The organism is Bacillus sp. 5w2 (assembly GCF_054353775.1).
On the sequence record NZ_JBTIWT010000008.1, the window covers coordinates 17,364 to 42,385 of the forward strand.

The following is a 25,022-nucleotide window of genomic DNA, read 5'->3' on the forward strand; positions in this document are numbered from 1 at the left end:
ATGAATCATACAGCGGATAATTGTATTTTTTGTAAAATTATTGACGGGCAAATCCCTTGCTCAAAAGTATACGAAGATGAACATGTGCTTGCATTTTTAGATATTAGTCAAGTAACAAAAGGACATACCCTTGTTATTCCAAAAGTTCACAAACAAGACATTTTTGCGTTAACGCCAGAAATCGCGTCACATATTTTTTCTGTCGTTCCGAAAATCGCAAATGCGATTAAAGCAGAGTTTAATCCAGTTGGCTTTAACCTACTTAACAATAACGGTGAAAAAGCTGGACAAACTGTGTTCCACTTCCACCTTCATTTAATTCCACGCTACGGTGAAAACGATGGTTTCGGTGCTGTTTGGAAATCACATCAAAATGAATACACAATGGAAAATTTACAAAACATCGCAAGTACAATTGCAAATAGTGTAAAATAGTGACACTATAATAAGAAGTAATACATAGCAAGCCACTTTCCTAAAGTGATTACATATTGCACGGCTTGTTTCTCCACTTAAGATGCCGGGGACTGTGCACTGCACACTTTTCTTTCCCTTGTCTTACAGATATGCATATTTTTTCACATCATGAATACGAACAAAAAATAAGGAGGTTTCCTTTTATGTCAAAAGCTAAATCCTTTATTACAGGTGTCATTTGCGGCGGAGCAGTTGCTGGATTAGCTGTTCTTTTCTCTACCCCTTCTTCTGGTAAAGCTATGCGCAGTAAGCTGAAAGAAAAAGGAACTGATATTAAAAAGACTTTAGCTGATATTACAGCTGATACAAAATTATTAAAACGTCAAATCGTTGAAACTGCTTCAGAAGGTAAAGAAGTGTTTCAAGAATTAAAAGACGATATGCACGATACGCTTTCTAACTGGAAGCAAGATATTTCTCAAAACAAACGACATATTGAACAAGAGATTTTGGACATTCAAAAATCAATTGAGAAACTGCAAGAAGCTGTTCCGGAAAAAGCGTAAACAAATTCCTTCTTAGTTTTTTGCATATAACAAATATTTTTTATATAAATTGACCTTAACACGGCATATCACATAGATATGCCGTGTTTTTATGCATTTACAATATATGTTATCACTTAACATGTATGGACAACACATGTATTCGTGACTCATAAACCGCTTCCATAGTTATGCATGATTTGTATAGAATGTCATTTTTTTAAAAAATTTTCACAATTCTCACAAAAAGACTTTATTAATTTTTATTTTACTGGCATAATAGATAGTAATGAAAAAGAATGTTAAAGTGGGTGAGTAAATGAAAAGTGGAGAAAAAGATTACTCGGTAAAAGAAGCGATGATTTTCAGCCAACGCATTGCTCAATTATCGAAAGCGTTATGGAAATGTGTAGAGAAAGATTGGCAGATGTGGATTAAGCCTTATGATTTAAACATCAATGAGCATCATATTTTAACAATCGCTTATCATTTAAAAGGGGCTTCTATTTCTGAGATTGCTAAGTTTGGAGTTATGCACGTATCAACGGCGTTTAACTTCTCGAAAAAGCTGGAAGAACGCGGCTATCTTGTATTCTCGAAAAAAGAAGATGACAAACGAAATACGTACATTGAAATTACAGACAAAGGGGAAGAATTACTACTTCGCTTAATGGAGGAGTATGATCCTGAAAATAATTCAGTGTTTAATGGGGCTCTTGCACTTCGTAATTTTTATGGGAAGTTCCCAGAAAATATCGAACTGATTGCTATCTTGCGTAATATTTACGGACAAGACTTCATCGATATTTTTGAGAAATCATTAGAAGATATTGAAGAGAACTTTACAGAATCCGATCAGAAGTTAGTTAAGAAGTAATCTATTTATTTTTTCGCAATCATGCTTAAGAATTCATTCATAAGCGGCTTAAATAAACCTTGTTTTGCTAGCGCTTCCGCAGTTTCGTGTACTTCGAGCTGATGTGGAAGCGCTTTTTCAAATTGATCTAACAGCGCATCGAACAAAAGAAGCCCTTCTGCTTTCTCCACTACATATTGCTCGTTCAGTATTTCACAAAGATTTAGTATACGTTCAATATCTTTTTTACGAGCTTTTTTCTTTATGATCAAAGAATAAAATGGACACTTTTCTTCATCAATCATTTTAAATAGTAGGTCTACGTAGTATTCAGCTTGTTCTAATCTTCTAACAACGTCCATTTTCTCCCTCACTTTCTAACACAAAGTCTTCTATTTCTGAATTTTATAACACGAACAAAATATCGTATGATACAATATATAAAGTATATGTATTTTAGCCAAAAGGAGGTCTCGCCTCATGACACTTATAACAGTTGTTTTTGTCGCATTCGCACTTCTTGTTATATTTTACACGAATTTCATGACACATACACTGTGTGAACGAAAACAAATAGCTGCGAGCCGCCAACCCGGTGTCTTTCGGGTTATTAATGTATGTATAACAATTTTATTAATTTCTAGTTATATAGAAATTATATTTCATGGAAAGTGAGGAAGGAAAGCCCTTTCCTCACTTTTTTCCTCTATAAGCAAATTATACCTACTATAACCAATAAAATAAACAGTACAAGTAATAAAATAAGTTGAGAATTCATCCCCATCCCCTCCTCTTTTCTATATATGCGGCATGCGCCCAATAGGCTACACCTTCAAAATCTGACACACACTGGTTAATTTTTCTTTATCAATATGAAATCGAGTCGAAATATGATATATTAAATTTTGTACATATTGCTTATACTATGAAATAAATGACACGCATCTTAACTTTATCCTCAGCCTCGGTAAGCCCTGTTAAGCGCGCTTTACCAACGAAAAAAGCAAAAGTATCAGTGAGACTTAATCGGGCTCTTATGAACCAAAATTCATTGGTGTGGGATAAATTAAAAATACATAATAGTAGGAGTGTTTATCGAATGAAGAAAGCTATGCTTGCCTTAGCCGCAACAAGTGTAATCGCATTATCAGCATGTGGAACATCATCATCAGACAAAATCGTTACATCTAAAGCTGGTGACATTACAAAAGACGAGTTCTACAATCAAATGAAGACACAAGCTGGTAAACAAGTATTAAACAACATGGTTATGGAAAAAGTACTTATTAAAAACTACAAAGTTGAAGACAAAGAAGTAGACAAAAAGTTCGATGAGATGAAAAAACAATACGGTGATCAATTCGATACACTATTAAAACAACAAGGTATTAAAGAAGAAACTTTAAAAACTGGTGTGCGTGCTCAATTAGCGCAGGAAAAAGCTATCGAGAAAACAATCACTGATAAAGAACTAAAAGAAAGCTACAAACCTGAAATTAAAGCAAGCCACATTCTTGTAAAAGATGAAGCGACTGCTAAAAAGGTTAAAGAAGAACTTGGACAAGGTAAATCTTTCGAAGAGTTAGCGAAACAATACTCTGAAGATACTGGTTCAAAAGAAAAAGGTGGAGACTTAGGATTCTTCGAACATGGTAAAATGGTTAAAGAATTCGAAGATGCTGCTTATAAACTGAAAAAAGATGAAGTAAGCGAACCTGTAAAAACACAATTCGGTTACCACATCATTAAAGTTACAGACATTAAAGAGCCAGAAAAATCATTTGAGCAATCAAAAGCTGACCTGAAAAAAGAGTTAGTTGCGAAGAAAGCACAAGATGGCGAATTCATGAACGATCTTATGATGAAAGAAATCAAAAAAGCTGACGTAAAAGTTGACGATAAAGATTTAAAAGATCTTTTCAAAGAGCAAAAAGCTGACGCTAAGAAAGACGAAAAGAAATAATGAATTGAAAAAAGCTTGGGCTTAGGCCCAAGCTTTTTTGTATACTCTTTTCTCTCGATAAATGAAATTATAAGGTTAATTCTCAAATAGATTAACCTTGGTCCTAAATATAGCAGTGATTTTTCAATTATATCGACTCACCAGTAAAAACTGACAGTGATTGCAATCCCCTCTTCAAAAACACAAAAAAACCTTGATCCACGTAGCACGGAACCAAGGTTTATCTTATTATCATTGATTAAATGAAAAAATTATGTTAAATTAGTACAGAAACACGTTTTCTAAAATGAAAGGAACGTATTTATCCGTATCTTAATTGTACACCAAAACACATCTTCAGTCAACCTCTATTTTTCACTTTTAAAGGAGTGCTTACCGTATGAACAAAAAACTTGATTTAGAGCAAAAAAGATTGGATACCGTAATAGAAACAATTACGGAGCAAATTGATAAACTGGAAAACGAAACTGGCAGACGCCGGGCAGAAGTAATCCATATTCGTAAACACTTCTGGGATGACGTGAAAGTGAATACTGATACTTTTGATGATTATCTTGAAACAGTTATCAACTTAAGACAACAAGCTCAGTCACTAGCTGTCACACAAATTACCCATAAGCACACCTTTAATCGACTTGCCGCATTAAGACGCATGCATAAAGCACCTTACTTCGGACGAATTGATTTCAAAGAAGAAGGAGAATCTGCTGCAGAGAAAATTTATATCGGCGTAGCTACACTTACTGATGCAAGCGGAGAAAACTTTCTTATATATGACTGGCGCGCACCCATTTCGAGTGTGTACTACGATTATCCACCAGGACCAGCCGAATATAGTACACCAGGAGGCGTAATCCACGGTAATGTGGAGAAGAAATTACAATACATTATTCAAAATGGCGAGATTGATTCTATGTTCGATACGAGCCTTACAATTGGTGATGAAATCTTGCAACAAGCGCTCGGAAAAGGTACGAACAAACACATGCAAAGCATCGTTGCTACAATTCAGCGCGAGCAAAATGAAATTATTCGTCACGATGAAGGCCGACTCCTTATCGTGCAAGGAGCTGCTGGTAGCGGTAAAACGTCAGCTGCGCTGCAACGAATCGCCTACTTACTATATAAATATCGCGAATGGTTAAAAGCAGATCAAATTATTCTCTTCTCCCCTAACTCTATGTTCAACAGCTACGTATCTAACGTATTGCCTGAACTCGGTGAAGAAAATATGCAGCAAGTTACATTCCAAGAATATTTAAACCATAGACTAAGTAAGTCATTTGACGTTGAAGATCCTTATGAGCAATTAGAATATATGTTAACTGAAACGAATAGCCCTACCTATAAAACGAGAAATGCTAGCATTCGATTTAAAGCATCTACTCAATTTTTCGAGATGATTAGAGCGTACAGACAATCCCTTGAATCTTCAGGCATGCTATTTAGAGGAATGAAATTTAGAGGAAAACTAATTGTTTCTGCAAAAGAAATTACAGAGCAATTTTATAACACTGACTCCTCCCTCCGCTTCCATAGTCGAATTGAGAAGTTAACAGATTGGCTAAATAAACAAATAGATGCACTTGAAAAGACAGAACTGAAAAAACCTTGGGTAGAAGAAGAAATTGAACTACTTAGTAAAGATGAATATCAAAAAGCTTATAAATACTTGCAGAAAAAGGGCGAGTTTGACGACAACTCCTTTCATGATTTTGAGAAAGAAACGAAAGTACTTGGACGTATGATTGTCCGCAAAAAATTGAAGCCACTTCGTAAAGGTGTTCAAACATTGCGTTTCATCAATTTCACAGGCATATATAAACAACTCTTCACAGATGCATCATGGGTTACTGGAGAAAAACCGAAAGAGTGGGATGATATTTGCTCATTAACAGTAAACATGCTCGATGAAGGAAAGCTATATTACGAGGATGCGACTCCATTTTTACTTTTAAAAGAGTTAATTGAAGGCTTCCAAACGAATAGATCGATTAAACACGTACTCGTAGACGAAGCGCAAGATTATTCGCCGTTTCAGTTCGAGTTTTTAAAACGTCTCTTCCCTGCTGCAAGAATGACGGTACTTGGGGACTTTAACCAAGCGATATTTGCCCATGCGAGTGAAGCAGTGAATTTCAATACACTTACTAGCTTATACGGACCAGATGAAACGAACGGCATCAACTTAACTCGTAGCTATCGCTCAACAAAACCAATTATTGAATTTACACGTGCCCTCGTACCAGAAGGAGAGAACATTCACGCCTTTGAACGTGACGGCGAGAAACCTACAGTGACGAAAGTATCAAATGAAAGCGAACTGCACGAACATATTACTGCCAAAGTTGCTGAACTACAAAAACAACAGCACAATACGATCGCAATTATATGTAAATCCGCTGCCGAAAGTGCCGCTGCCTATGAGGCACTTAGTAGCATTGAAGGTATTAAACTTGTGAAGAGTAGCTCAGCCGAGTATGAGCAAGGCATTGTCGTGATTCCTGCTTACTTAGCGAAGGGTATCGAATTTGACGCTGTTATTATTTACGATGCCTCTCAAGATGTGTATAGTGATGAAAGTCTACGCAGATTGTTCTACACTGCTTGTACGCGCGCGATGCATGAATTACAACTATATAGCGTTGGTGAGGTTAGTCCTTTTATACTTGGGGCTAATTCGGAGAGTTTTGAACTTATTACACCTTGATAACAATCAGGGTGTTTCTTTTTTTGTGCAGGACTTACACCTTTAAAGTAGAATATATCTTTTTTTAAAGTGACGTTATTTCCTTTTAAAAACAAGTATGAATGCTAAACTATCATAAATATAATGGCAAATCCAACTGATCGCCGAGCTACATTAATTCAACTTACTGAACGCGCGCACTCCAATATGGAGAAGGCGCTCACTTTCCAAGATAAGGTCGCAAACGATATTTTGCAAAACCTCACATTAGAGCAACGTGAACAGTTTTTTGAACTTCTATTACTATTAATAAAAGATAAGCAAATTCCAGATTCATGCGGAGAAGTTGAAAACGGAAAAAACTTGTTAAGTGTGTAAATAAAACCACCTATTCCCTAAAGAAGATAGGGAACGGATGGTTTGTTTTTTTAAGCTGATTTTCTCGCTGGAATATCTTTACGTCGATATACACTTAGTACGATTCCCATTATAAATGCATGAAATAAAGTAGGTGTTAATCCATAACTAATAAAAGGTAAGGATATAGCAGTAATCGGTAATAAACCTAAAATCATACCAACGTTATAAAGGAATTGAACTACGAAAAGAGTCATTCCTCCAATGAGAAGCAATTTACCATACCGGTCATTTATTTTATAAGATATGAACATTAACCGCGCTACAAAAAGAGAAAGAATTAAGACAAGAACCAGCGCAAGCACATATCCATAATAATAAGTTAAACTTGCAAATACAAAATCAGTATCTGGATTAGGGATGAGCTTTACATCTCCATATGTACCAAACCAACCTGCTGACGACATTACCTCTTTTAAACGTATATACATAAATCCTGCGCCCTGTGCATCACGCTCTGGATTCAAATACCCTAAAAATCTATCCAAATGATATCCTTTTACTGAGGGCCAGGAAAAAGACGCCCTTATAATCAATAAACAGATTGGTACAATTGTAATAATTAATGCCGTTTTCTTTCCTAACTTACTCCACCAAAGCATAACGAATACCATCGTGATATAAATAAAAATCACTGAAAAAGCTGCGCCAATTAAGAATAAATACAAAGAAAATAAATACAACACTACAAGATACCTAACTTTCAATCTATTGTTATTGAAAAAAGAAGCCCAAGCTAAAAAGAAGAAAGGTACCGCCATTAAACGGTCAATTGCAATAGGACCAACTTTTATTATCGGTTCTCCAAGCATCCCAGCATTCGGAAAGCAGTATAGCATTAACAAGATAAGTACCCCAATTGTATAAAACAGCCATCCAAATCTCTCTAACTTCCGATAATCAATCAGCATCATCCCTAATGCTGTTGCAATACTAAGAACAACAGATATCACCTTATCCATTAGTAAATCATTCATATATCCAAAAGCTATAACTGGCAAAAAACCTAACCCCATCGCAGCCACTAATAAACCAATTAAGAACCAATCAACCTTTGGCTTATGTAGTTTATTAAGTTCCCGGCCAAGTTTGATCGGGCTTCCCATTTGTTCCACAGCTTTATTTTCAGCAACTTCCTCACTTAACCCTTTCTCTATCCACATATTCTTCGCCTGTTTCAAGTGAAAGTCCAGTTCCGCCGCTACCAAGTCTTTCGCTTCTTTTGATTTAATATGGTTCGTAACTTCTTTTAAAAAACGCTCCCCTTTTTTGTTCAATTTTTTCTCACTCCTGTACTAAGCCTTTTAATATAAATTGTGCCTTCGTAGCATTTTTTTCTGCCTTTCGCAGCATCTTTCTTCCTTTATCATTTAGTTGATAATATTTCGCTCCTTCATGATCCCAGCTAGATTGAATAAAGCGATTCTGTTCTAGACGATGTAATACAGTGTATAGAGACCCTTCGTTGCCTTCAAATGTTTGAATCCCTCTCCCGCGCAGTAGCTGCATCAATTCATAACCTGTTTTTTCATTCATAAGAAGTTGCAACACTGCTAAAAGGATATCTTCTTCCTTTTCGGACGATTGATTGATTTTTTCGCGCACCCGCTTTCGATGCTGATCAGAAAAACTCAAGTGTTGAAACGTTGTGTTCTCCATTGATTTTCGCAAGCCTTTTAATCGATCTTCCATTTGATTATTCCTCCAATCCTTTCTTCAATAGTTCCTTCGCTTTTTTCAGTCTCGTTTTTATCGTGTTTTCCTTCACTTCTATTACCGTAGCAATCTCTTTAATTGATAATTCTTCATAATAAAATAGATAAATGACTTCTCGGTATTTTATCGGTAAATTCATTACCGCAGAAGCGAGCTCACGGTCCTCCGCATTTTGAATGACAGTTTGTTCGACACTATCATTTTGAACCCCCATATAAGCAGATTCATCCCCTGTCACGATCACCTTTTTGTTATACCAACTTTTTATATAGTCCTTACATTGATTAATCGCAATTCTCCATAACCATGTTTTCACATTCGACTTCCCTTTGTATGTATGAAGAGATTTATAACATTTCACAAATATATCTTGCGTTACATCCTCCGCAACCTCTTTATTGTTCACATATGAATACACAAGCTGCAGGACTTCTTGTCCATACTTGCTCATGATTTCATCGATAAGGAGTTCCTTATCTTCTATTTCAAACTCTTCTATCGTTAATTCATCCACAGCATTTCCTCCTTCCCATATATTAGACGACGTACTGTATGGAAAAGTTTTATAAATTTATAAAAAAATACAGATGGCAATGTCCGTACCGTTTTGTTTAACCTTTATTTCAAGTACTCTTGATTTCATAAAATCCATGTAGCCCTTTAAACTCTGCATAGGAGACAGCCACTTATTTATAAGTACTACTCCATCTCCATCTAAAGTTCAAGCTCATTTTCACTTCCACATAATATTTTTAATCGTACTTATACTATATCTCTAACTTAAATCCACTTTCTCATGGTATAACTTCATTAATCTAGTCATTCGAATGTAACGATAAAAACATGTACTATACGGAGGCCAAAACTAATAATGCCAAAGAAAAAAATCATAACTTTACTAACCACCCTAACATTAGCTTGCGGATGCACAGTAGCACTAGATTCGCCCAACCAAACTAGTACTGCTTCTCTAAAAACGGAGACTTTCACAGGATATGTTATTTCAATTGACACTGTATACATACTCGTTGCAGATACCCCTACAAAAAAGGAAGCACTTTCCTACTCCGAGGTGGAAGCAATGAAATTTATTCCAAATAAACTATTAAAACTTCCTATCGAAAAAAATAGGAATTATCAATTGGGGGATAAACTCGTTATATCTTTCGGCGCAACGACTCAATCTACACCTCCAATTGCAAATGATGCTACGATTGAAAAAATACCTAATGAATAGCAACCTTAGGAACTCTCGATTTCATCAATTACAACTCCCTTTTTAAAATAATATTTTTTTGCGAAATCATTCCCTCAGCAAATTACATATAATAAATCGAATAGTCATTACACTACATTCACCTAAAAAGCGTCTTCCTCCCAAGGCGCTCTTTCATTTTGCAATAAGGATTTTGCCTTCGTTTTCTATAGTCAATATTCCCCTCACCGCTAAATGAAAAAGAGAACTCATTTCACCGAGTCCCCCTTCTTCCTAATACTCACTTAAAGAATCTAATATCTCATGGCCATACAAAGAGGGATTCATAATATCAAAACCAATAAATTCTTCATACTTCTTATCCGCAAAATAAAATACAACATGATGAAATGCTACTTTTTGCAAATGATTTTCCTGAGAAACCCGAAATGAGTATATGTAGTTATTATCATTTGAAGTTTTCTTTATATATATTTTACTCCTATTTGTTAATCCTTTTAATTTACTTGCATTTTCTCCAAAAAACTCAATCCCAACTATACGATCAAATTGATCTATATCTAAATTCAATTTCGGATTTTCTTCCAATTCTTCAGTCGATTCAATCTCAATTTCTGAAGTAAATGGAATTACATACAGATATGCCATCTGGATTTCAGGGTCATAGGTAATTAATTTTTTCATGATACAACTCATATTGGTATCTTATTTTTTCATTAAATCTATCTTTATAAACTAAATATTAGGTTTTTTGGTTATAAAATACAAGTATAGTATTTGAAGTTCTATACATAACACAGCTGCTTTTTCTAGTTCTGCTGTGTATTTCATTTGAACGTTGTTATCAGTATCCCTATTTTTTTAATTATGTTTGTTTATTTAACAAGGAACAAATTGTAAGGAGAATTATAAGTTACTTTTTAATCATTTTTGAAAATGGCATTCCGAAAGTTGGATTAACAAAATCTGATGCTACATTCTTGATGGAACAACTTAATGAAATTAAAGAAAAGAAACGTAACTCAAATGAAAACCTTAGCTTGTAGGCACCTCACAAACAAGTTGTATATGAAAAACCACACTTTACACAATAACCAACCATTTAAAACTAGGGCTTTTCATCCATATGTCTTGTTCCCTATTTTAAAACATAATACAATTAATGCGTAACTTAATAAGCTATAACTAGTAGGTGTGGTAATCATCTCTTCCATTTTGAAAAAAGGGGGAGGTGATAAAATGATCGCGATGTTTGTAATTAAATTAGTGTACGGTATCCTAACCGGAGCTGGCGTTGTCATCGGTAGAAGATACGTCGGTCCGTGGCTAATTTCTGTATACAAAAAAGCGAGAACCACCCTGCTTCGTGGAAAAGGTAAGGGCGGTTCTCGGCTAAAACGTTAATGTAATTGTCTTATAACCGCACCTACTACCACCACAATAGCAAGTTAGGTTACACAAGGCAGAAGTTTCTCAGGCTTCTGTCTTCTTTATTTTATGCAAAATTCATACTAAATACTCTATCATCATTGTAACACATTTTATTTATTTTTAGTCAAGATGAAAACCACCTGAAGGGCTTCCCTCCAGGTGGTTCTCTATTTTATGCTAATGCAGCTGCCTGTTCTTGTTGATCTACAGGAATGACAGCGTCTGTTAATGCTTTTTCTAATTCAGCTGTGTATTTCATTTGCTCTTCTTTGCTCCAGCCTAGTTTCGCAGCCATGTAGTTGATTACTGCTTCTTTCCACTCATATACCCAGTGGATGTTGAAGAATACAGCGCCTCTGCGGCGTACGAAGAAGTCAACTGGTTTTGCTGTCATTTCATAATCCATTGCGTATACAAGTGGGATTAGAACGTCAAGCGGCATGTTGTATTCTTTCGCTTCGTCTTTATGTTTTTTCGCTAAGTCGAACAGTACGTCAACGTTAGAGCCGTAGAATTTCGCGAATTCTTCTGCTTGTGCTGTCGTTAAACCGTATTTCGTACCTTCGCCTGCTTTTTTCGCAACGAATGCTGGGAATCCGTGTGAACCATCTACATGTCCACCAGAGATTGGCATATGTTTCGTGTCGCTCTTCGGATATGCACTATGACCTTCTTTTTGTAGTAAGTTCGTTACGTAGTCTACTACCATTTCAGCCATTTTGCGGTATCCTGTTAATTTACCACCTGCGATTGTAATTAAACCAGATTCAGAAGTCCAAATTTCATCTTTACGAGAAATTTCAGATGCGTTTTTACCTTCTTCGTAAATTAACGGACGTACACCAGCCCAGCTTGACTCCACATCTTTTTCTGTAATTTTCACACTTGGGAACATGTAGTTAATCGCGTTAATGATGTATGTGCGATCTTCTGTTGTCATGTGTGGTACAGCTGCATCTTTATCATAGAACGTATCTGTTGTACCTACGTATGTTTTTCCTCCGCGAGGAATCGCGAACACCATACGTTTATCTGGTGTATCAAAGTAAATCGCTTGCCCTAATGGGAAACGTTTTTGATCAATGACTAAGTGAACACCTTTTGATAATTGAAGTACTTTCCCTTTTTTAGAGTTATCTTTTTCACGAAGTGTATCTACCCAAGGACCAGCTGCGTTTACAATTTTCTTACCGTAAACTTCGTACACTTCTCCGTCTAGTAAATCGATTACACGTACACCGCATACTTTCCCATCTTTATATAAGAAACTGTCTACTTTTGCGTAGTTAACAGCTTTCGCACCATGCTCAATTGCTTCTTTCATTACTTCAATTGTAAGACGCGCATCGTCTGTACGATATTCTACGTAGTAACCGCCACCTTTTAATCCTTCTTTTTTCACAAGAGGCTCTTTGTTTAATGTTTCTTCACGGTTAAACATCTTTCTGCGCTCGCTTCGTTTTACACCTGCTAAGAAGTCGTATACACGAAGACCAATTGATGTACTGAATGATCCGAACGTACCGCCTGTATGGAACGGAAGTAACATCCACTCTGGTGTTGTTACATGGGGACCGTTCTCATATACAATCGCACGCTCTTTCCCCACCTCTGCTACCATTTTCACTTCAAGTTGTTTTAAATAACGTAGACCACCGTGTACAAGCTTCGTTGAACGACTTGATGTACCTGCTGCAAAGTCCTGCATTTCAAACACAATTGTTGATAACCCGCGTGTTGCCCCATCTAATGCAATACCAGAACCAGTAATACCTCCACCAATTACGATCACATCTAACTCTTGTTTATTTACTCCGTTTAATACGTCTTTACGTTGTGTACTTGAAAATTTCATGGTAATTCCTCCCTTTGATAACGAAAAAAGAGACCACAAACTCCGCTATAGATTTCGCCTCTATAGCGCGTTGTGGTCTCTCCAAATCTCCTACCGAATTATTAACTTGTCACCATTATAACACTGTTTATGATTATTTGAAAGCTTTTGTTGCTTCAATTGCTTTTTTCCATCCAGCATATAGCTCTTCGCTTGTTTCCGCTTCCATCGTTGGTTCAAAGCGTTTGTCCATATGCCACTGTGATTTAATTTCATCTTGGTTTTTCCAATATCCAACCGCAAGACCAGCTAAGTATGCTGCACCTAAAGCAGTCGTTTCGTTGATCACTGGACGCTCTACAGGAACATCTAAAATATCACTTTGGAACTTCATTAAGAAGTTATTTTTAACAGCTCCGCCATCAACGCGTAATGTTTTCAGTTCAATACCTGAATCTGCTTCCATTGCGCATAATACATCTTTCGTTTGGTACGCTAAAGATTCTAGTGTTGCACGGATGAAATGCTCTTTCGTCGTACCGCGCGTTACACCAAACATAGCGCCGCGTACTTCACTATCCCAGTAAGGTGTACCTAAACCTACGAATGCTGGTACAACGTATACACCGTCCGTTGATTCAACGCGAGAAGCATATACTTCACTCTCACTTGCATCTTTAAACATGCGCATTCCGTCACGTAACCACTGAATTGCAGAACCTGCTACGAAAATACTTCCTTCTAATGCGTAGTTTACTTTACCATCTATTCCCCATGCAATTGTTGTTAATAGACCATGCTCAGAAGCTACTGCTTTTTCACCTGTGTTCATTAACATGAAGCAACCAGTTCCGTAAGTATTCTTCGCCATACCTTCAACAAAACAAGCTTGTCCAAATAATGCCGCTTGTTGGTCACCAGCTACACCTGCGATCGGTACATTTTGACCGAAGAAGTGATAGTCAATTGTTTCAGCATAAATTTCAGATGATGGACGTACTTCTGGAAGCATGCTCTTTGGTACTGTTAACATGTCTAGAAGCTCATCATCCCACTGTAAGTCATGAATGTTAAACATTAATGTACGTGATGCATTTGAGTAGTCAGTTACGTGCGCTTTACCACCAGATAGTTTCCATACAAGCCACGTATCAATTGTTCCGAATAATAGATCGCCGTTTTCTGCTTTTTCTCTTGCACCTTCAACGTTATCTAAAATCCATTTTACTTTCGTACCAGAGAAGTATGCGTCAATTAAAAGACCTGTTTTTTCGCGAACCATTTCGCTATAACCTTTTTCTTTTAACTCATCACAAATTTCAGCTGTTTGGCGAGATTGCCATACAATTGCGTTGTAAATTGGTTTTCCAGTCGTTTTATCCCACACAACCGCTGTTTCACGTTGGTTCGTAATACCGATACCAGCGATTTGTTCTGGTTTTACATCTGCTTCACTTAAGCAAGTTGCGATAACTGCTAAAATAGATCCCCAAATTTCTTGTGCGTTATGCTCTACCCAACCTGGCTTCGGAAAATGTTGTGTAAACTCTTTTTGAGCTGAATGAACAATTTCACCTTTTTTATTGAAAAGAATTGCGCGTGAGCTAGTTGTTCCTTGGTCTAATGAAAGAATATATTTTTTCATAATGGTTTCCCCCTATGCTACTTTTCTACTATTTGTGTTACTTTCACTTTTTTTACTTGTCATATAAGAGATTGCTAGTACAATCACAGTTGCGATAATCACATAAATAAGTGCTGAGTTTTGTTTTCCTTCAAATACAACTTGATGGAATAAACCTGCAAGTGATCCTCCTAAAATTGGACCAACTACTGGAATCCATGCATACTTCCAATTTGAACCGCCTTTTCCTGCAATCGGAAGGAGGAAGTGTGCAATACGCGGACCTAAATCACGAGCCGGGTTGATTGCGTATCCTGTTGTTCCACCTAATGATAAACCAATACTTACAATTAAGAAACCTACGATGAATGGATTTAAACCATCTGCAAATTTATTTGCTCCAATTGCTAATATACCAAATACTAAAACGAATGTTCCAATCATTTCACTTAAAAGGTTTGTAAATGTGTTCGGAATTGCTGGACCTGTTGCAAATACACCTAATTTTGTTCCTGGATCTTCTGTTTCTTTCCAGTGTGGTAAGTAATGTAAATATACAAGAACTGCCCCGATAATTGCCCCAATCATTTGTGCTGCGATATAACCTGGTACGTCACTCCATGGGAACGCTCCCTTAAATGCTAATCCTATCGTTAAAGCCGGATTCAAATGTGCCCCACTAATTGACCCTACTGCATACGCTGCAACTGCTACCGCTAAGCCCCAGCCCATTGTAATAACAATCCAACCAGAATCTTTCGCAAACGACTTCTTTAAACTTACACCAGCGCAAACGCCGCCACCAAGTAAGATTAACAACGCAGTCCCTACTAACTCTCCTAAAAATGCTGACATAGTATCCCTCCACAATCAATTTAAACGCTTCCAAATGTGATAGAGGTAAAATGAATGGCCATTCGTTTTTGTCAAAAGAAAAAGACCCACAGCTTTGCACGCTTCTATATAAGTTTATATAGAAACAATGAAATGTGGATCTCTACTTTTCTCCGTCACGTTTATTAACTTGTCTATAATGTTAACCTCTCATGAAAGCGGTGTCAACAGAATTTTTTCACATTTTCGTCACTTTTTTTGGTAATGTTTCCATAGTTCGCGTTTTGATGTCGTAATTGCTGTCGCACCAGCATTTAACGCTTTCTCCACATCATCAACTGTACGAATGAAACCACCTGCTAAAATTGGTAAACCAGTGCGCTCCTTCACTTCAGTAATAACATCCGTTAACGCTCCTGGAAGCACCTCTATATAATCTGGCTTCGTCTTTTCTAAAAGATTACAACTCTTCTCCATTGCACTAGAATCAATTAAAAAAATACGCTGAATTGCGACAACACCCTTTTGCTTCGCCTTCATAATTACGCTCGCCTTTGTCGAAAGTAACCCGTACGGTCTAAACTCTTGGCATAAATATTCCGTCGCATGCCCATCACTCTGCAAACCATGAATTAAATCCACATGTAAAAACACCTTTTTACAATATTGCTTCGCAAGTGATATAACACTCTTCAATTGACCGACATGAATATCTAAAATAACGATATATTCATACGAACTATGTAATAGCTTTTCCAAATCTTTAATTTGCCTCACTGCCGGCAAAATCTTCTGTTCATGAAATTCCATTCTAAATGTCCCCTTCTTTATGTCATCCTATCCTTTATAGTACACAATTTAAGTGAAAAGAACAGCTAGTGTAGGGGATTTCTTTCCTCTATCTATATATTTTCTTCAACTTATCAGAAGCCGTGCCACCTATGATCATTAATATAAGAGGTAGAAAGTTCATTACATACGGTGCGTCCGCTATAATGGTAATGCTCGCTCCGGCAAATTTATTTAACATCCATACAACGATTTTTGTAAGAAACAGAAATACTCCCAGCATGAATAGACTATCGAAAAACACCTTCCATTTTGGATATGCTAATTGCTTACTATCTTCAATTACTTTCTGCGTCAACTCTTCATCACTCCTTAGCATCTCATCAATCGTAATACCGAACAGATCGCTTAAATGAATAATAATTTCGATGCTCGGATAGTTCTTTCCCGTCTCCCATTTCGAAACAGATTGCCTACTTACATGAATTTTTTCAGCCAAATCATTTTGCGACCAATTTCGTTTCTCTCGTTCTTGTTTTAAGCGTTCACTAAAAATCATACTGTGTTTATCACCTCTCTACGTCTAGTATGGACAAATAACTGATGAAGAGTAAAGCTAGTTGTCGTTGCGTAGCCTGTGCAACTTGTGCGTTACAGCTTGTAATGGCGCTATTTCATATGCTATACGATGTAGGTTTCATATATTTTTCTTCTATAATAATTTCCCGAACAATAATACAAAGAATTAATACTAATAAAGACTAAATGAGGCATAAAAAATACGCTATCCTTTCTTATCATTCTCCAGAAAGAATAACGTAAAGTTCCATTTTCAAACCTTTTCTTCAAAAAAAAGAAGCTAACAATAAATTGTTAACTTCTCAACTGAAAGTAAAATAGTATCTTTCCTTATCTTCTAATATCTAGGTTGTGATTGAATATTTGTAAGATGAACATCAAACATATCAATGATTTCAAGAAATCTATCAGCTTCACGGAAAACATGATCTGCCAATAATGGGTGAATGATGCTCTTTATTTTGCATTGCTCAATTAAATCACGTGCTGTTTTCTTAAAATCCCGAAGAGATGCAACCGACACACGATTTTGATCTAAAAATTGATCTAAAAGAGGGACTGTTTGGGATTGTGGTTTCATTGATTCTAAGTCAATTGCTTGATACATTAATGCATCAAAATCATTGCTAAAATTCCGAGCTGTATCTACAAGCTTTCTTTCCGATGGATCAAGAAGATGACCAATAAATTTAGCATGGTCTGCCATAATCCTTAGAAAGAAAACATTTTCTTTAATAATAGCATCAGGAAGAGCATCTAATTTCCCTTCATTTAATTCCATTAAACGTTTTCTAAAATAATCTGCTTCCCTACTTGTATGATCAACTAACAGCGGAAAGTTATTTTGTCCTGGCAATTTACATGTGAGAATCAGCCCTAAAATTTTTCGTTTAAATCCCCAAATATTAGTTGCGGCTTGTTGTACTTCTGCATTAAATCTTTTTATTTGCTCAGGATCTGTTTCATTTGTATAGGAATGCGCTATTTGTTCAATATGTTCAAACAATCGATAAAATTGATTCGCCTCTTCAATTAGTTGCGTATCCTCGCATCTAAATCCAAGGCGAAGAAAAAAAGAATGCTCTTTCATAATCCTAGACCAAAAACGAATTTCATTTAATGAACGCTCAACAAACATTACAGATGTAACACCTGTATCAGGATGTAATGATGTTTCATCCCTATGCATTGTTAATCCCCCCCAGTAAATAACACGCTAGTTCCATTCTTATGAGTAGAAATATATATAAATACCATCAATAAAAGTTCATGATGAATTTCGTATACATGCTTTCCAAAAAGAAAAAGGCTACCACCTAGATGTAAAGTTCTACTAGATGGTAGCCATTCAAAATTTCTATTAAAGCAATACCGAATCCTTATCACTACTCTGATTACGTTTCTCACGCTCTTCTTCTAAGCGCTTCATATACACTTCGCCTTCTTTTTCGATAAACTCATTATCCATCTCTTGCTCTTTTTTTGAAGTATATAAAACCATGTAGCCACTTAGTACAATCCCAACAATTACAAGATACACCCACCATGGTAAAGTTTCCACTCCACTTCATTCCTTTCCTTAGACAAGCCTTATTAGTTTCACTGTATGAGGAAAGAAGTGGATTTATGCTTAAAATTTTATCGTTGTGGATTCTTCGCGAAGAACGCTTGTACATATTCCATAAACTCTATTGGTTCCTGGCGAAACGGCGCATGGTATCCTTTTTCAATAATATGGAACGTACTATTTGCAAATAGCTGATGATACAGCTCACCATTTTTCCAAGAAACGCTCTTATCGTGTCGTCCCCATATAATTAAAGTAGGCACCTTAATTTTATCAGCTTCCATCGCAATGCGGCGCTCTCTCATTTTCGTCAGCTGATCATAATGCTCTTTATCGTCGCGACTATTTTTTACTTCATCTTTATTATAATTCGTAATCTCTGTTACCGTTTGAAGATCAGTTGATAACGGCGGCACTTCATAACTTTCTTTTTGCTGGAAAGACTCTATTCCTGTAGAATCTGCCAAAATGAGATGCGTCACTGCATCCGGATATAAATACGCTAAATTGAGAGACATCTCTCCGCCCATTGAATGACCGAGCACCGCAAACTGATCGTATCCAAGCTTCTTCATTAACTTATAATATAAATTCACTTGCGCAGGAAACGAATACTGAAAATCAACTGGCTTAGAAGAACGTCCAAATCCTAAAATATCAACTGCGATAATTGTGTGATCTCGCGCAAGTTCCGGATAAATATCACTAAATCCATCAGAAGAACCACCAAACCCGTGCAGCATAAGTAAAGGTGGCTTTCCCTCACCAATTTGCTTAAAATAAATCGTCTGCCCATCAATCTGTGCCATACTCTCTTTCGTATTTATCTTCATCATAACAGTATCTTTCACTTCTCCAACCTTCGCAATCGGCTTATCAACGAAGTTACAAACGATTAACAAAACGAGCACAATACCGCTAATCATATAAAACTTAAACCGTTTCAACATTCCCGTCTCCTTTCTCTTGTTGCTATTTAAAGTTTTTACATTATTTGGTTGTTTTATGTTCTCTTTTTAACTGTAACCATACCAGTTACAATTATATTAAAAAAATATTACTCACCGCTATTACCGATGGTTATTATGTAACCATTATAGTTACATATTAAAAGTAAGTCAATTCTTTTCTCTGCATGGCCTAAAAATAGAAAAAGGGACTTCTATATTGAAGTCCCTTTCTTTGTTATTATAGTTGGCTTACTCCGCCGCCGTCACCTTTATTATTTGCTGGTGCTCCGCCATCGCCTCTGTTATCTGCTGGTGCTCCGCCTGTGTCGCCTCTAGTATAGTCTGGTTTTGCTGGTGCTCCACCATCGCCTTTATTAAAGCTAACATAGTCTGGTCTTACTGGTGCTCCACCCGTGTCTCCTCTATTGAAACTAGCATAGTCTGGTTTTGCTGGTGCTCCACCCGTGTCTCCTTTATTAAAGCTAACATAGTCCGGTCTTGCTGGTGCTCCTCCGTCACCACGATTTAAAGCCTGGCTCTGATCACCTAAACTACTTAAACCAAATGCTAAAACAGTCGTTGTTATTAATCCTGTTACTATCACACCTAATTTTTTCATTATTTCAAAGCTCCTTTTTCTAAGTATTTTTTACTCGCTTTATTACTCATATAAAAATATTCACTAGCTTTAGAATCATTTGATTCCTCATAAAATCGTATTGCTAACTTTTCAGTATATTCTTCTACACAGTCCCATAATGATTCCTTTTCAAAATATGAGATTCCTTCTAGGACCACTCTTTCTAATTCTGCTGTATTGGATTTTTTATTCAATTCTTTTAAAATCATAAAGCGATATTGAAACTCTTGATTTTTCAATTCATTACAAACTTTTAATCCTAATTCGATAAACTCATTCGCTAATTCTACTCTGTTTAGTTTGTAATTCTCTTCAGCTAAAGTAAATACTCCTTTATAATGCTTAGGTGATTTTTCAACAACTTCAGAAATATGACGAATTGATAATTCTGAAAGGTTTTGACTTCCATATAACCATCCTAAATTACTTTTCACCATTAAAATGTATCGTTCTACTTGTTGATATTGGAAAATATTTAATGCAGAATCGAAACTTTCTTCTGCTAGCGAAAATTGCTTTAAGTCTACACTACATAGCCCGTATATATTTTTACAAAGCGCTACACTTAGTTCATACCCACTATGCCTCTCAAACTCTTCTCTTGCCTTATTCACTTTATCAATTCCTAAAATTGGTTGATATGATTGATAGTAATAATAGCCAAGTCGATAATAAAACTCCGCATGCTCTACTGGATTTGTAATATTCCCTAAAATTAATTCTGCTTTCTCAAATTCTTCACTTGCAGCTTTATAATTCGTCACTAATGTTTCTTTAATCGCTTTAAAGAAATGATAATAATATGTTAAAACATTATCATCAACAATATATAAAGAATCAATTCTATCAAAGCTACTATTTGTAACACTTAGACTATCTACTAATACTTGATAACGAAATTCTAATAAAGAATAGAAAAAGGATATATTCTTTTCCTCTTTGAAATCATTAATTTTCGATTCAATCTCTTCTTTCAAAGATTTTGATTGCACAAAATCTTGCTGCAACATTACACGATACCAATCATCTAAAGAATGTTTCATTTGCTCCCTTGTTACTACATCTACTCCCATACACCCGCATCTCCTTTTCTCAAACTTACAAAATTAGGATATTTATACAATTATCAAAATTGTATAGTATCACCTCTTTTCTATGTATTGAAAAATAATTGTCAGAAAATTTATAATTTAAATGAATTATACCAAATATTTCTATTTCAAAAACTTGAGAAACATTTTTCAAAAAATTTTATAGGCCAAATCAAAAAAGCAAGCAGTTCCAGCGATTCGCTAAAACTACTTGCCCTTCTACTTATTCTCTCTACTTTTACTCTTTAATAAATTCCTTCGTGCTTCTCACTGTATCAATTGGACGAACTAATTTTTCGATTTCTTCACGTTTTGGCTCTAGGAACGGAGGTAAAGATAATTTTTCGCCCAGTGTTTCGTATGGCTCATCTCCCATAAATCCTGGGCCGTCTGTTGCAAATTCAAATAAGATTTGTGGTGCAACTCTTGCGTATAATGACTCGAAGAAGTGACGATCTACATAGCCAGATGAAGGAAGTCCAACGCTACTTATTCTCTCAATCCATTCTTCTAATACAGCGCGATCTTCTACGCGGAATGCAGCATGGTGCACTGTACCAAAACCTTGTCTTGCTTCTGGAAGAACTGTATTATGTTCTACAATGACAGAAGCACCATTTCCACCTTCGTTTACTTCAAATAAATAGAATTCTCCTTCTTGCGCAACCTCTTTAAATAATAGAACTTTTTCTAACACTTCTTTAAAGAAACTAAAGTTCGCGATTCGAATAAATACAGGTCCTAAACCAGTAATTGCATATTCTAATGGAACTGGCCCGTTTTGCCACGGTGTACCTGATTCGATCCCTTTATCTAATTCATCAGATATTAATTGATAGTGTTGATCATCGAAATCAACGAAAGAAAGAGTTTTCTTACCAAATTGCTCTTTAATGCCTGTATGCTCCACTTCAAGACGGTCAAAGCGTTTTACCCAATACTCTAATGCTGCATCAGTTGGAACACGGAATGAAGTTTTTGAAATTTCATTTGTACCGTGTACTCCTTTTGGAATACCTGGGAAGTCAAAGAATGTCATATCTGTTCCTGCACTACCTTTATCATCTGCAAAGAATAAATGATACGTTTGAATATCATCTTGGTTTACTGTTTTTTTAACTAAACGCATTCCTAAAACGTGAGTGAAAAACTCATAGTTTTTTTCTGCACTACTTGTAATCGCTGTAACGTGGTGAATTCCTTTTAATTGGTTCATTTTATATTCCTCCAATGGTTTTCATTTATATATTAAAGTGGTATTTTTTCTTTTATTACTTCTCTTCAATAGGTGCTAAATTCGCTTCAATCTCTGCTCGCTGATTTTCTAGGAACGGCGGTAAATCCAGTTTTTCTCCTAAATGTTCTACATCTCCATCAACTGTAAATCCTGGTCCATCTGTCGCAATTTCAAATAAGATTCCGTTTGATTCACGGAAATATAAGCTTTTAAAATAGAAACGGTCGATGATTCCTGAAGATTGGAAACCTCTTTGTATCACCTGTTCTTCCCAATAAGCAAGCTCTGCATCATTTTTCACACGAATTGCTAGGTGGTGAATGCTACCGCGGCCCGGCTTTTCAGTAGGACCATCTAAATATTTCACAACGATTTCTCCAAAAGCTTCTCCTTTAATGGACTGAAAAATCGCTTCTTCGTCATTTCGGCTAAACTCTGTATAACCAAACATCTCTGTAAGTGTACTCGCCATTTTATCAAGTCTACGAACTGTCATTTCCACAGAACCCATTCCTTGGATTTGATGCTTTGCAGGAACTTCTGATTTCTCCCAAGTTTCCCAGTGCTCTACTTTTTCTCCGTTTGAAACGAGTAGTACGAGACGAAGACCTTCAGCATCCTCAAATTGCAAAGCAGGACGATTTGCATATGTTGTCATTTCACTATGTTTCACATCAAATTCCTCAAATCGTGCTTTCCAGTAATGCAAGCTATCCTCTGAAGGAACAAGTAACCCAATTCGAGTAATCGCATTCGTACCACGGTATGTTTTTCCTACTAAAGGAATTTCGAAAAACGATAGCTCCGTACCTGGACTTCCGGTTTTATCTCCGTAAAATAAGTGATACATTGACGGATCATCTTGGTTTACTGTCATTTTCACACGACGTAAACCAAGTACATTTTTATAAAAGTGATTATTTTCATTTGCATTTTTCGTGACCATTGAAATGTGATGATGCCCTTTAATTTCATACATTGATAATTCCTCCGCTTCATTTTACTAGTCAAGTGATAATTAAAAAATAATATGCTTCTTAGCTTTTCAATTTATTCTCATTATATTTTTGTAAATTCATCTTAGTTTTTACTGAATAAGTTACTTCGTTTTTTAATCGAAAGCAAGTGAGTGTATGTTTTTCATATGACTCAATCGCTTTCGTTACTATCACTTTACATCTCAAGTGATAAAAAAGCAAGTAATTTATCTCAAATTCGAGATATTTTTTTGTTAAATAACATTTAGGGTGTAAAATCATTAATTTCTGGATAGCGTCACTATCAAACTAAAGACTTATAGCTCCCCATGCCCATCAAGCTAACAAGAATACACTACCCCAAAACGATAAAAATGAACTTCGTTGCTATAAAAGATAATTTTTTGTTCCGAGGGAATTATAGAATTTTATATCTTTACAATTATTTATGGGGAGTTAATTCATTTTTTCAAGAATAAGTAATTTCTTAAATAAAAGGTCACGTACCTCTTCCTTATGATAATTAATTTTTGGTGATTGATAAGAAATTTAATGAATGATTATTCGAATATGCTTTCGTAAATCTTAAATGTAGTTTTTGGATAATGTTTGGTCAAGTTGATACTAATACCCTCGATAAACGAAAGAAAATTAAGAGTATTCCGAGAAAAATCAATTAAAAAACGCTCTTAATTTATTTAATTTATTTAATTTATTTAATTGAGTTATCCTTTCATACAAAAATCTGATTATTCATGTAATTAGCATTCCATTAAAACGCTCATTTACAGAAGAACATTATTCAAGTGAAGCCCTCTATAATTCAATTACAACACCTTGAAAGTTTATGATACTATCCTGATCACACTTTTTATATTTAATGTTTTAAGGAAAAAAGCTATACTATAAGCGAAACTAAAAATCAGAAAGGAAATACCAGAACATGGAAAATTACTTGCTATTTATCCTTACAGCACTCCTTATTATAATGATGCCTGGTCCCGGTTTTGCTTTAGTTACAAAAAACACTATCTCTCATGGTAGAAATGGTGGGATAAAGACCGTCTTAGGAACGGTATCTGGAATGATGATTCATACAATAATGGCTACACTAGGACTCTCTGCTATCTTAATGAAATTTGCTATGCTATTTACATTAATAAAATATGCTGGGGCATTTTATTTAATTTATTTAGCTGTAAAGTCAATTAAAAGTGCCTTTTCTAAAAAAGAAGATATGTCAGGTTCAGTGGAAATAAACTCTAAGGATATTGGAACGGTTAAAAGTTTTAGACAAGGATTTACCACGGCAATCTTAAACCCAAAAACGGCTGTATTTTTCCTTAGTTTTCTACCCCAATTTATTGTGAGTAATCAAAGTCATTTCTTCCAATTTCTTTTGTTGGGATTCACATTTACGACTTTGACAGCAATATGGTATTTACTTTATATCTCTCTAATACGTCAATTAAGAACTTTTTTAAGAAAAGAAAAGGTGAACCGTACAATAGAGGGTATTACTGGCACAGTATTATTAGTATTTGGAGTTAGGCTATTTTTCCAAAAATAAATATGTAATAGAGAGATTTTAAAGCTTTCGGTTTTTCCAATAAATGAAGCAATATAAAAAGTATGGCTTTCAAACGGTAA

General features: G+C 35.7%; 27 protein-coding genes and 1 pseudogene. 10 read left to right on the forward strand and 18 right to left on the reverse strand.

The genetic code is table 11. The features are described from left to right. The 3 genes from ACXY7N_RS15170 to ACXY7N_RS15180 all read left to right on the forward strand — a co-directional run bounded on the left by ACXY7N_RS15170 (position 1) and on the right by ACXY7N_RS15180 (position 1,839). A complete protein-coding gene (locus ACXY7N_RS15170) occupies positions 1-435 on the forward strand; it encodes an HIT family protein (RefSeq protein WP_001016840.1) in 435 nt (144 codons plus the stop codon). A 185-nt stretch (positions 436-620) separates the two neighbouring features. Then, positions 621-983: a YtxH domain-containing protein gene (locus ACXY7N_RS15175; protein ID WP_016089010.1), complete on the forward strand. Its 363-nt coding sequence runs from the start codon at positions 621-623 to the stop codon at positions 981-983. Between the two features lie 298 nt (positions 984-1,281). Continuing rightward, positions 1,282-1,839, forward strand: coding sequence for an HTH-type transcriptional regulator Hpr (locus ACXY7N_RS15180; protein ID WP_000834918.1), 558 nt, complete (start codon positions 1,282-1,284; stop codon positions 1,837-1,839). A 5-nt stretch (positions 1,840-1,844) separates the two neighbouring features. Here the strand turns inward: ACXY7N_RS15180 and ACXY7N_RS15185 are convergent, their stop codons facing one another. Continuing rightward, complete coding sequence (locus tag ACXY7N_RS15185) at positions 1,845-2,180, reverse strand: DUF1878 family protein (protein ID WP_000383651.1); 336 nt, start codon at positions 2,178-2,180, stop codon at positions 1,845-1,847. A 118-nt stretch (positions 2,181-2,298) separates the two neighbouring features. Between ACXY7N_RS15185 and ACXY7N_RS15190 the strand changes: the two genes are divergently transcribed. Then, a complete protein-coding gene (locus ACXY7N_RS15190; protein ID WP_000172690.1) occupies positions 2,299-2,493 on the forward strand; it encodes a hypothetical protein in 195 nt (64 codons plus the stop codon). A gap of 31 nt (positions 2,494-2,524) precedes the next feature. Here ACXY7N_RS15190 and ACXY7N_RS15195 read toward each other — a convergent pair whose 3' ends face one another. Next, positions 2,525-2,638, reverse strand: a complete 114-nt coding sequence (locus ACXY7N_RS15195) for a hypothetical protein (protein WP_002007073.1) — start codon at positions 2,636-2,638, stop codon at positions 2,525-2,527. Positions 2,639-2,917: 279 nt separating this feature from the next. Between ACXY7N_RS15195 and prsA the strand changes: the two genes are divergently transcribed. The 3 genes and pseudogenes from prsA to ACXY7N_RS15210 all read left to right on the forward strand — a co-directional run. Continuing rightward, the gene (gene prsA, locus ACXY7N_RS15200) at positions 2,918-3,781 is read left to right on the forward strand and encodes a peptidylprolyl isomerase PrsA (protein WP_000710056.1); all 864 of its coding nucleotides are present in this window, start codon (positions 2,918-2,920) and stop codon (positions 3,779-3,781) included. Between the two features lie 379 nt (positions 3,782-4,160). Beyond that, positions 4,161-6,491 carry an RNA polymerase recycling motor HelD gene (gene helD / locus ACXY7N_RS15205; RefSeq protein ID WP_088083415.1) on the forward strand — a complete coding sequence of 777 codons (2,331 nt, stop codon included), beginning with the start codon at positions 4,161-4,163 and terminating at the stop codon, positions 6,489-6,491. Between the two features lie 129 nt (positions 6,492-6,620). Further along, positions 6,621-6,848, forward strand: a pseudogene (locus ACXY7N_RS15210) (MarR family winged helix-turn-helix transcriptional regulator); the annotation flags it as partial. Positions 6,849-6,898: 50 nt separating this feature from the next. Here the strand turns inward: ACXY7N_RS15210 and ACXY7N_RS15215 are convergent. From ACXY7N_RS15215 to ACXY7N_RS15225, 3 genes are read right to left on the reverse strand one after another with little or no spacing between them, the layout of a single operon-like run. Continuing rightward, positions 6,899-8,164, reverse strand: a complete 1,266-nt coding sequence (locus ACXY7N_RS15215; protein WP_488592450.1) for an FtsW/RodA/SpoVE family cell cycle protein — start codon at positions 8,162-8,164, stop codon at positions 6,899-6,901. 7 nt (positions 8,165-8,171) lie between these two features. Continuing rightward, entirely contained in the window at positions 8,172-8,579 is a 408-nt protein-coding gene (locus ACXY7N_RS15220) for a PadR family transcriptional regulator (RefSeq protein WP_098561151.1), read from the reverse strand. A 4-nt stretch (positions 8,580-8,583) separates the two neighbouring features. Continuing rightward, positions 8,584-9,117: a sigma-70 family RNA polymerase sigma factor gene (locus ACXY7N_RS15225; RefSeq protein WP_098561152.1), complete on the reverse strand. Its 534-nt coding sequence runs from the start codon at positions 9,115-9,117 to the stop codon at positions 8,584-8,586. 357 nt (positions 9,118-9,474) lie between these two features. On the opposite strand from ACXY7N_RS15225, the gene ACXY7N_RS15230 reads away from it, so the two are divergent. Continuing rightward, the gene (locus tag ACXY7N_RS15230) at positions 9,475-9,840 is read left to right on the forward strand and encodes a DUF3221 domain-containing protein (RefSeq protein WP_488592451.1); all 366 of its coding nucleotides are present in this window, start codon (positions 9,475-9,477) and stop codon (positions 9,838-9,840) included. Between the two features lie 252 nt (positions 9,841-10,092). On the opposite strand, the gene ACXY7N_RS15235 is transcribed toward ACXY7N_RS15230, so the two are convergent. Beyond that, on the reverse strand, positions 10,093-10,503 hold the full coding sequence (locus ACXY7N_RS15235) for a DUF2283 domain-containing protein (RefSeq protein WP_016133841.1): 411 nt from the start codon (positions 10,501-10,503) through the stop codon (positions 10,093-10,095). A gap of 555 nt (positions 10,504-11,058) precedes the next feature. Between ACXY7N_RS15235 and ACXY7N_RS15240 the strand changes: the two genes are divergently transcribed. Then, positions 11,059-11,223: a hypothetical protein gene (locus ACXY7N_RS15240; protein ID WP_000561154.1), complete on the forward strand. Its 165-nt coding sequence runs from the start codon at positions 11,059-11,061 to the stop codon at positions 11,221-11,223. Positions 11,224-11,422: 199 nt separating this feature from the next. Here ACXY7N_RS15240 and glpD read toward each other — a convergent pair whose 3' ends face one another. From glpD to ACXY7N_RS15300, 12 genes are all read right to left on the reverse strand, one after another. After that, on the reverse strand, positions 11,423-13,105 hold the full coding sequence (gene glpD, locus ACXY7N_RS15245; protein WP_016089016.1) for an aerobic glycerol-3-phosphate dehydrogenase: 1,683 nt from the start codon (positions 13,103-13,105) through the stop codon (positions 11,423-11,425). 133 nt (positions 13,106-13,238) lie between these two features. After that, the gene (gene glpK / locus ACXY7N_RS15250; RefSeq protein WP_016089017.1) at positions 13,239-14,729 is read right to left on the reverse strand and encodes a glycerol kinase GlpK; all 1,491 of its coding nucleotides are present in this window, start codon (positions 14,727-14,729) and stop codon (positions 13,239-13,241) included. A gap of 12 nt (positions 14,730-14,741) precedes the next feature. Then, the gene (glpF, locus tag ACXY7N_RS15255) at positions 14,742-15,563 is read right to left on the reverse strand and encodes a glycerol uptake facilitator protein GlpF (RefSeq protein ID WP_488592452.1); all 822 of its coding nucleotides are present in this window, start codon (positions 15,561-15,563) and stop codon (positions 14,742-14,744) included. A gap of 228 nt (positions 15,564-15,791) precedes the next feature. After that, entirely contained in the window at positions 15,792-16,352 is a 561-nt protein-coding gene (gene glpP, locus ACXY7N_RS15260; protein WP_016089019.1) for a glycerol uptake operon antiterminator GlpP, read from the reverse strand. A gap of 88 nt (positions 16,353-16,440) precedes the next feature. Beyond that, entirely contained in the window at positions 16,441-16,890 is a 450-nt protein-coding gene (locus ACXY7N_RS15265; protein WP_016136591.1) for a helix-turn-helix domain-containing protein, read from the reverse strand. 357 nt (positions 16,891-17,247) lie between these two features. Further along, on the reverse strand, positions 17,248-18,099 hold the full coding sequence (locus tag ACXY7N_RS15270) for a DUF2935 domain-containing protein (protein ID WP_088083412.1): 852 nt from the start codon (positions 18,097-18,099) through the stop codon (positions 17,248-17,250). Between the two features lie 171 nt (positions 18,100-18,270). Further along, positions 18,271-18,471 carry a sporulation YhaL family protein gene (locus ACXY7N_RS15275; RefSeq protein WP_000449230.1) on the reverse strand — a complete coding sequence of 67 codons (201 nt, stop codon included), beginning with the start codon at positions 18,469-18,471 and terminating at the stop codon, positions 18,271-18,273. A 77-nt stretch (positions 18,472-18,548) separates the two neighbouring features. Further along, positions 18,549-19,424, reverse strand: a complete 876-nt coding sequence (locus ACXY7N_RS15280) for an alpha/beta fold hydrolase (RefSeq protein ID WP_033659809.1) — start codon at positions 19,422-19,424, stop codon at positions 18,549-18,551. 241 nt (positions 19,425-19,665) lie between these two features. Beyond that, the gene (locus tag ACXY7N_RS15285; RefSeq protein WP_098986626.1) at positions 19,666-20,046 is read right to left on the reverse strand and encodes a Phr family secreted Rap phosphatase inhibitor; all 381 of its coding nucleotides are present in this window, start codon (positions 20,044-20,046) and stop codon (positions 19,666-19,668) included. Next, positions 20,046-21,140, reverse strand: a complete 1,095-nt coding sequence (locus ACXY7N_RS15290) for a response regulator aspartate phosphatase (protein WP_098986625.1) — start codon at positions 21,138-21,140, stop codon at positions 20,046-20,048. Before ACXY7N_RS15290 ends, ACXY7N_RS15285 begins: the two co-directional genes overlap by 1 nt. A 256-nt stretch (positions 21,141-21,396) precedes the next feature. Further along, positions 21,397-22,374, reverse strand: coding sequence for a ring-cleaving dioxygenase (locus ACXY7N_RS15295; RefSeq protein ID WP_001072550.1), 978 nt, complete (start codon positions 22,372-22,374; stop codon positions 21,397-21,399). A gap of 55 nt (positions 22,375-22,429) precedes the next feature. Further along, positions 22,430-23,374 (reverse strand): ring-cleaving dioxygenase, encoded by a 945-nt coding sequence (locus tag ACXY7N_RS15300; protein ID WP_016133836.1) that lies wholly within the window; start codon positions 23,372-23,374, stop codon positions 22,430-22,432. Positions 23,375-24,315: 941 nt separating this feature from the next. On the opposite strand from ACXY7N_RS15300, the gene ACXY7N_RS15305 reads away from it, so the two are divergent. Next, a complete protein-coding gene (locus ACXY7N_RS15305) occupies positions 24,316-24,942 on the forward strand; it encodes a LysE family translocator (RefSeq protein ID WP_000432978.1) in 627 nt (208 codons plus the stop codon). Positions 24,943-25,022: the final 80 nt, after the last annotated feature.

What these genes read in the sequence shown, in the direction of transcription:
- ACXY7N_RS15230 (WP_488592451.1), top strand. Translation starts at nt 9,475, where the DNA reads ATGCCAAAGAAAAAAATCATAACTTTACTAACCACCCTAACATTAGCT.
- ACXY7N_RS15220 (WP_098561151.1), bottom strand. Translation starts at nt 8,579, where the DNA reads ATGGAAGATCGATTAAAAGGCTTGCGAAAATCAATGGAGAACACAACG.
- helD (WP_088083415.1), top strand. Translation starts at nt 4,161, where the DNA reads ATGAACAAAAAACTTGATTTAGAGCAAAAAAGATTGGATACCGTAATA.
- ACXY7N_RS15170 (WP_001016840.1), top strand. Translation starts at nt 1, where the DNA reads ATGAATCATACAGCGGATAATTGTATTTTTTGTAAAATTATTGACGGG.
- ACXY7N_RS15300 (WP_016133836.1), bottom strand. Translation starts at nt 23,374, where the DNA reads ATGTATGAAATTAAAGGGCATCATCACATTTCAATGGTCACGAAAAAT.
- ACXY7N_RS15175 (WP_016089010.1), top strand. Translation starts at nt 621, where the DNA reads ATGTCAAAAGCTAAATCCTTTATTACAGGTGTCATTTGCGGCGGAGCA.
- ACXY7N_RS15190 (WP_000172690.1), top strand. Translation starts at nt 2,299, where the DNA reads ATGACACTTATAACAGTTGTTTTTGTCGCATTCGCACTTCTTGTTATA.
- ACXY7N_RS15265 (WP_016136591.1), bottom strand. Translation starts at nt 16,890, where the DNA reads ATGATTTTTAGTGAACGCTTAAAACAAGAACGAGAGAAACGAAATTGG.
- glpF (WP_488592452.1), bottom strand. Translation starts at nt 15,563, where the DNA reads ATGTCAGCATTTTTAGGAGAGTTAGTAGGGACTGCGTTGTTAATCTTA.
- prsA (WP_000710056.1), top strand. Translation starts at nt 2,918, where the DNA reads ATGAAGAAAGCTATGCTTGCCTTAGCCGCAACAAGTGTAATCGCATTA.
- glpK (WP_016089017.1), bottom strand. Translation starts at nt 14,729, where the DNA reads ATGAAAAAATATATTCTTTCATTAGACCAAGGAACAACTAGCTCACGC.
- glpD (WP_016089016.1), bottom strand. Translation starts at nt 13,105, where the DNA reads ATGAAATTTTCAAGTACACAACGTAAAGACGTATTAAACGGAGTAAAT.
- ACXY7N_RS15180 (WP_000834918.1), top strand. Translation starts at nt 1,282, where the DNA reads ATGAAAAGTGGAGAAAAAGATTACTCGGTAAAAGAAGCGATGATTTTC.
- ACXY7N_RS15235 (WP_016133841.1), bottom strand. Translation starts at nt 10,503, where the DNA reads ATGAAAAAATTAATTACCTATGACCCTGAAATCCAGATGGCATATCTG.
- ACXY7N_RS15270 (WP_088083412.1), bottom strand. Translation starts at nt 18,099, where the DNA reads ATGCATAGGGATGAAACATCATTACATCCTGATACAGGTGTTACATCT.
- ACXY7N_RS15305 (WP_000432978.1), top strand. Translation starts at nt 24,316, where the DNA reads ATGGAAAATTACTTGCTATTTATCCTTACAGCACTCCTTATTATAATG.
- glpP (WP_016089019.1), bottom strand. Translation starts at nt 16,352, where the DNA reads ATGGAATTTCATGAACAGAAGATTTTGCCGGCAGTGAGGCAAATTAAA.
- ACXY7N_RS15285 (WP_098986626.1), bottom strand. Translation starts at nt 20,046, where the DNA reads ATGAAAAAATTAGGTGTGATAGTAACAGGATTAATAACAACGACTGTT.
- ACXY7N_RS15185 (WP_000383651.1), bottom strand. Translation starts at nt 2,180, where the DNA reads ATGGACGTTGTTAGAAGATTAGAACAAGCTGAATACTACGTAGACCTA.
- ACXY7N_RS15290 (WP_098986625.1), bottom strand. Translation starts at nt 21,140, where the DNA reads ATGGGAGTAGATGTAGTAACAAGGGAGCAAATGAAACATTCTTTAGAT.
- ACXY7N_RS15240 (WP_000561154.1), top strand. Translation starts at nt 11,059, where the DNA reads ATGATCGCGATGTTTGTAATTAAATTAGTGTACGGTATCCTAACCGGA.
- ACXY7N_RS15295 (WP_001072550.1), bottom strand. Translation starts at nt 22,374, where the DNA reads ATGAACCAATTAAAAGGAATTCACCACGTTACAGCGATTACAAGTAGT.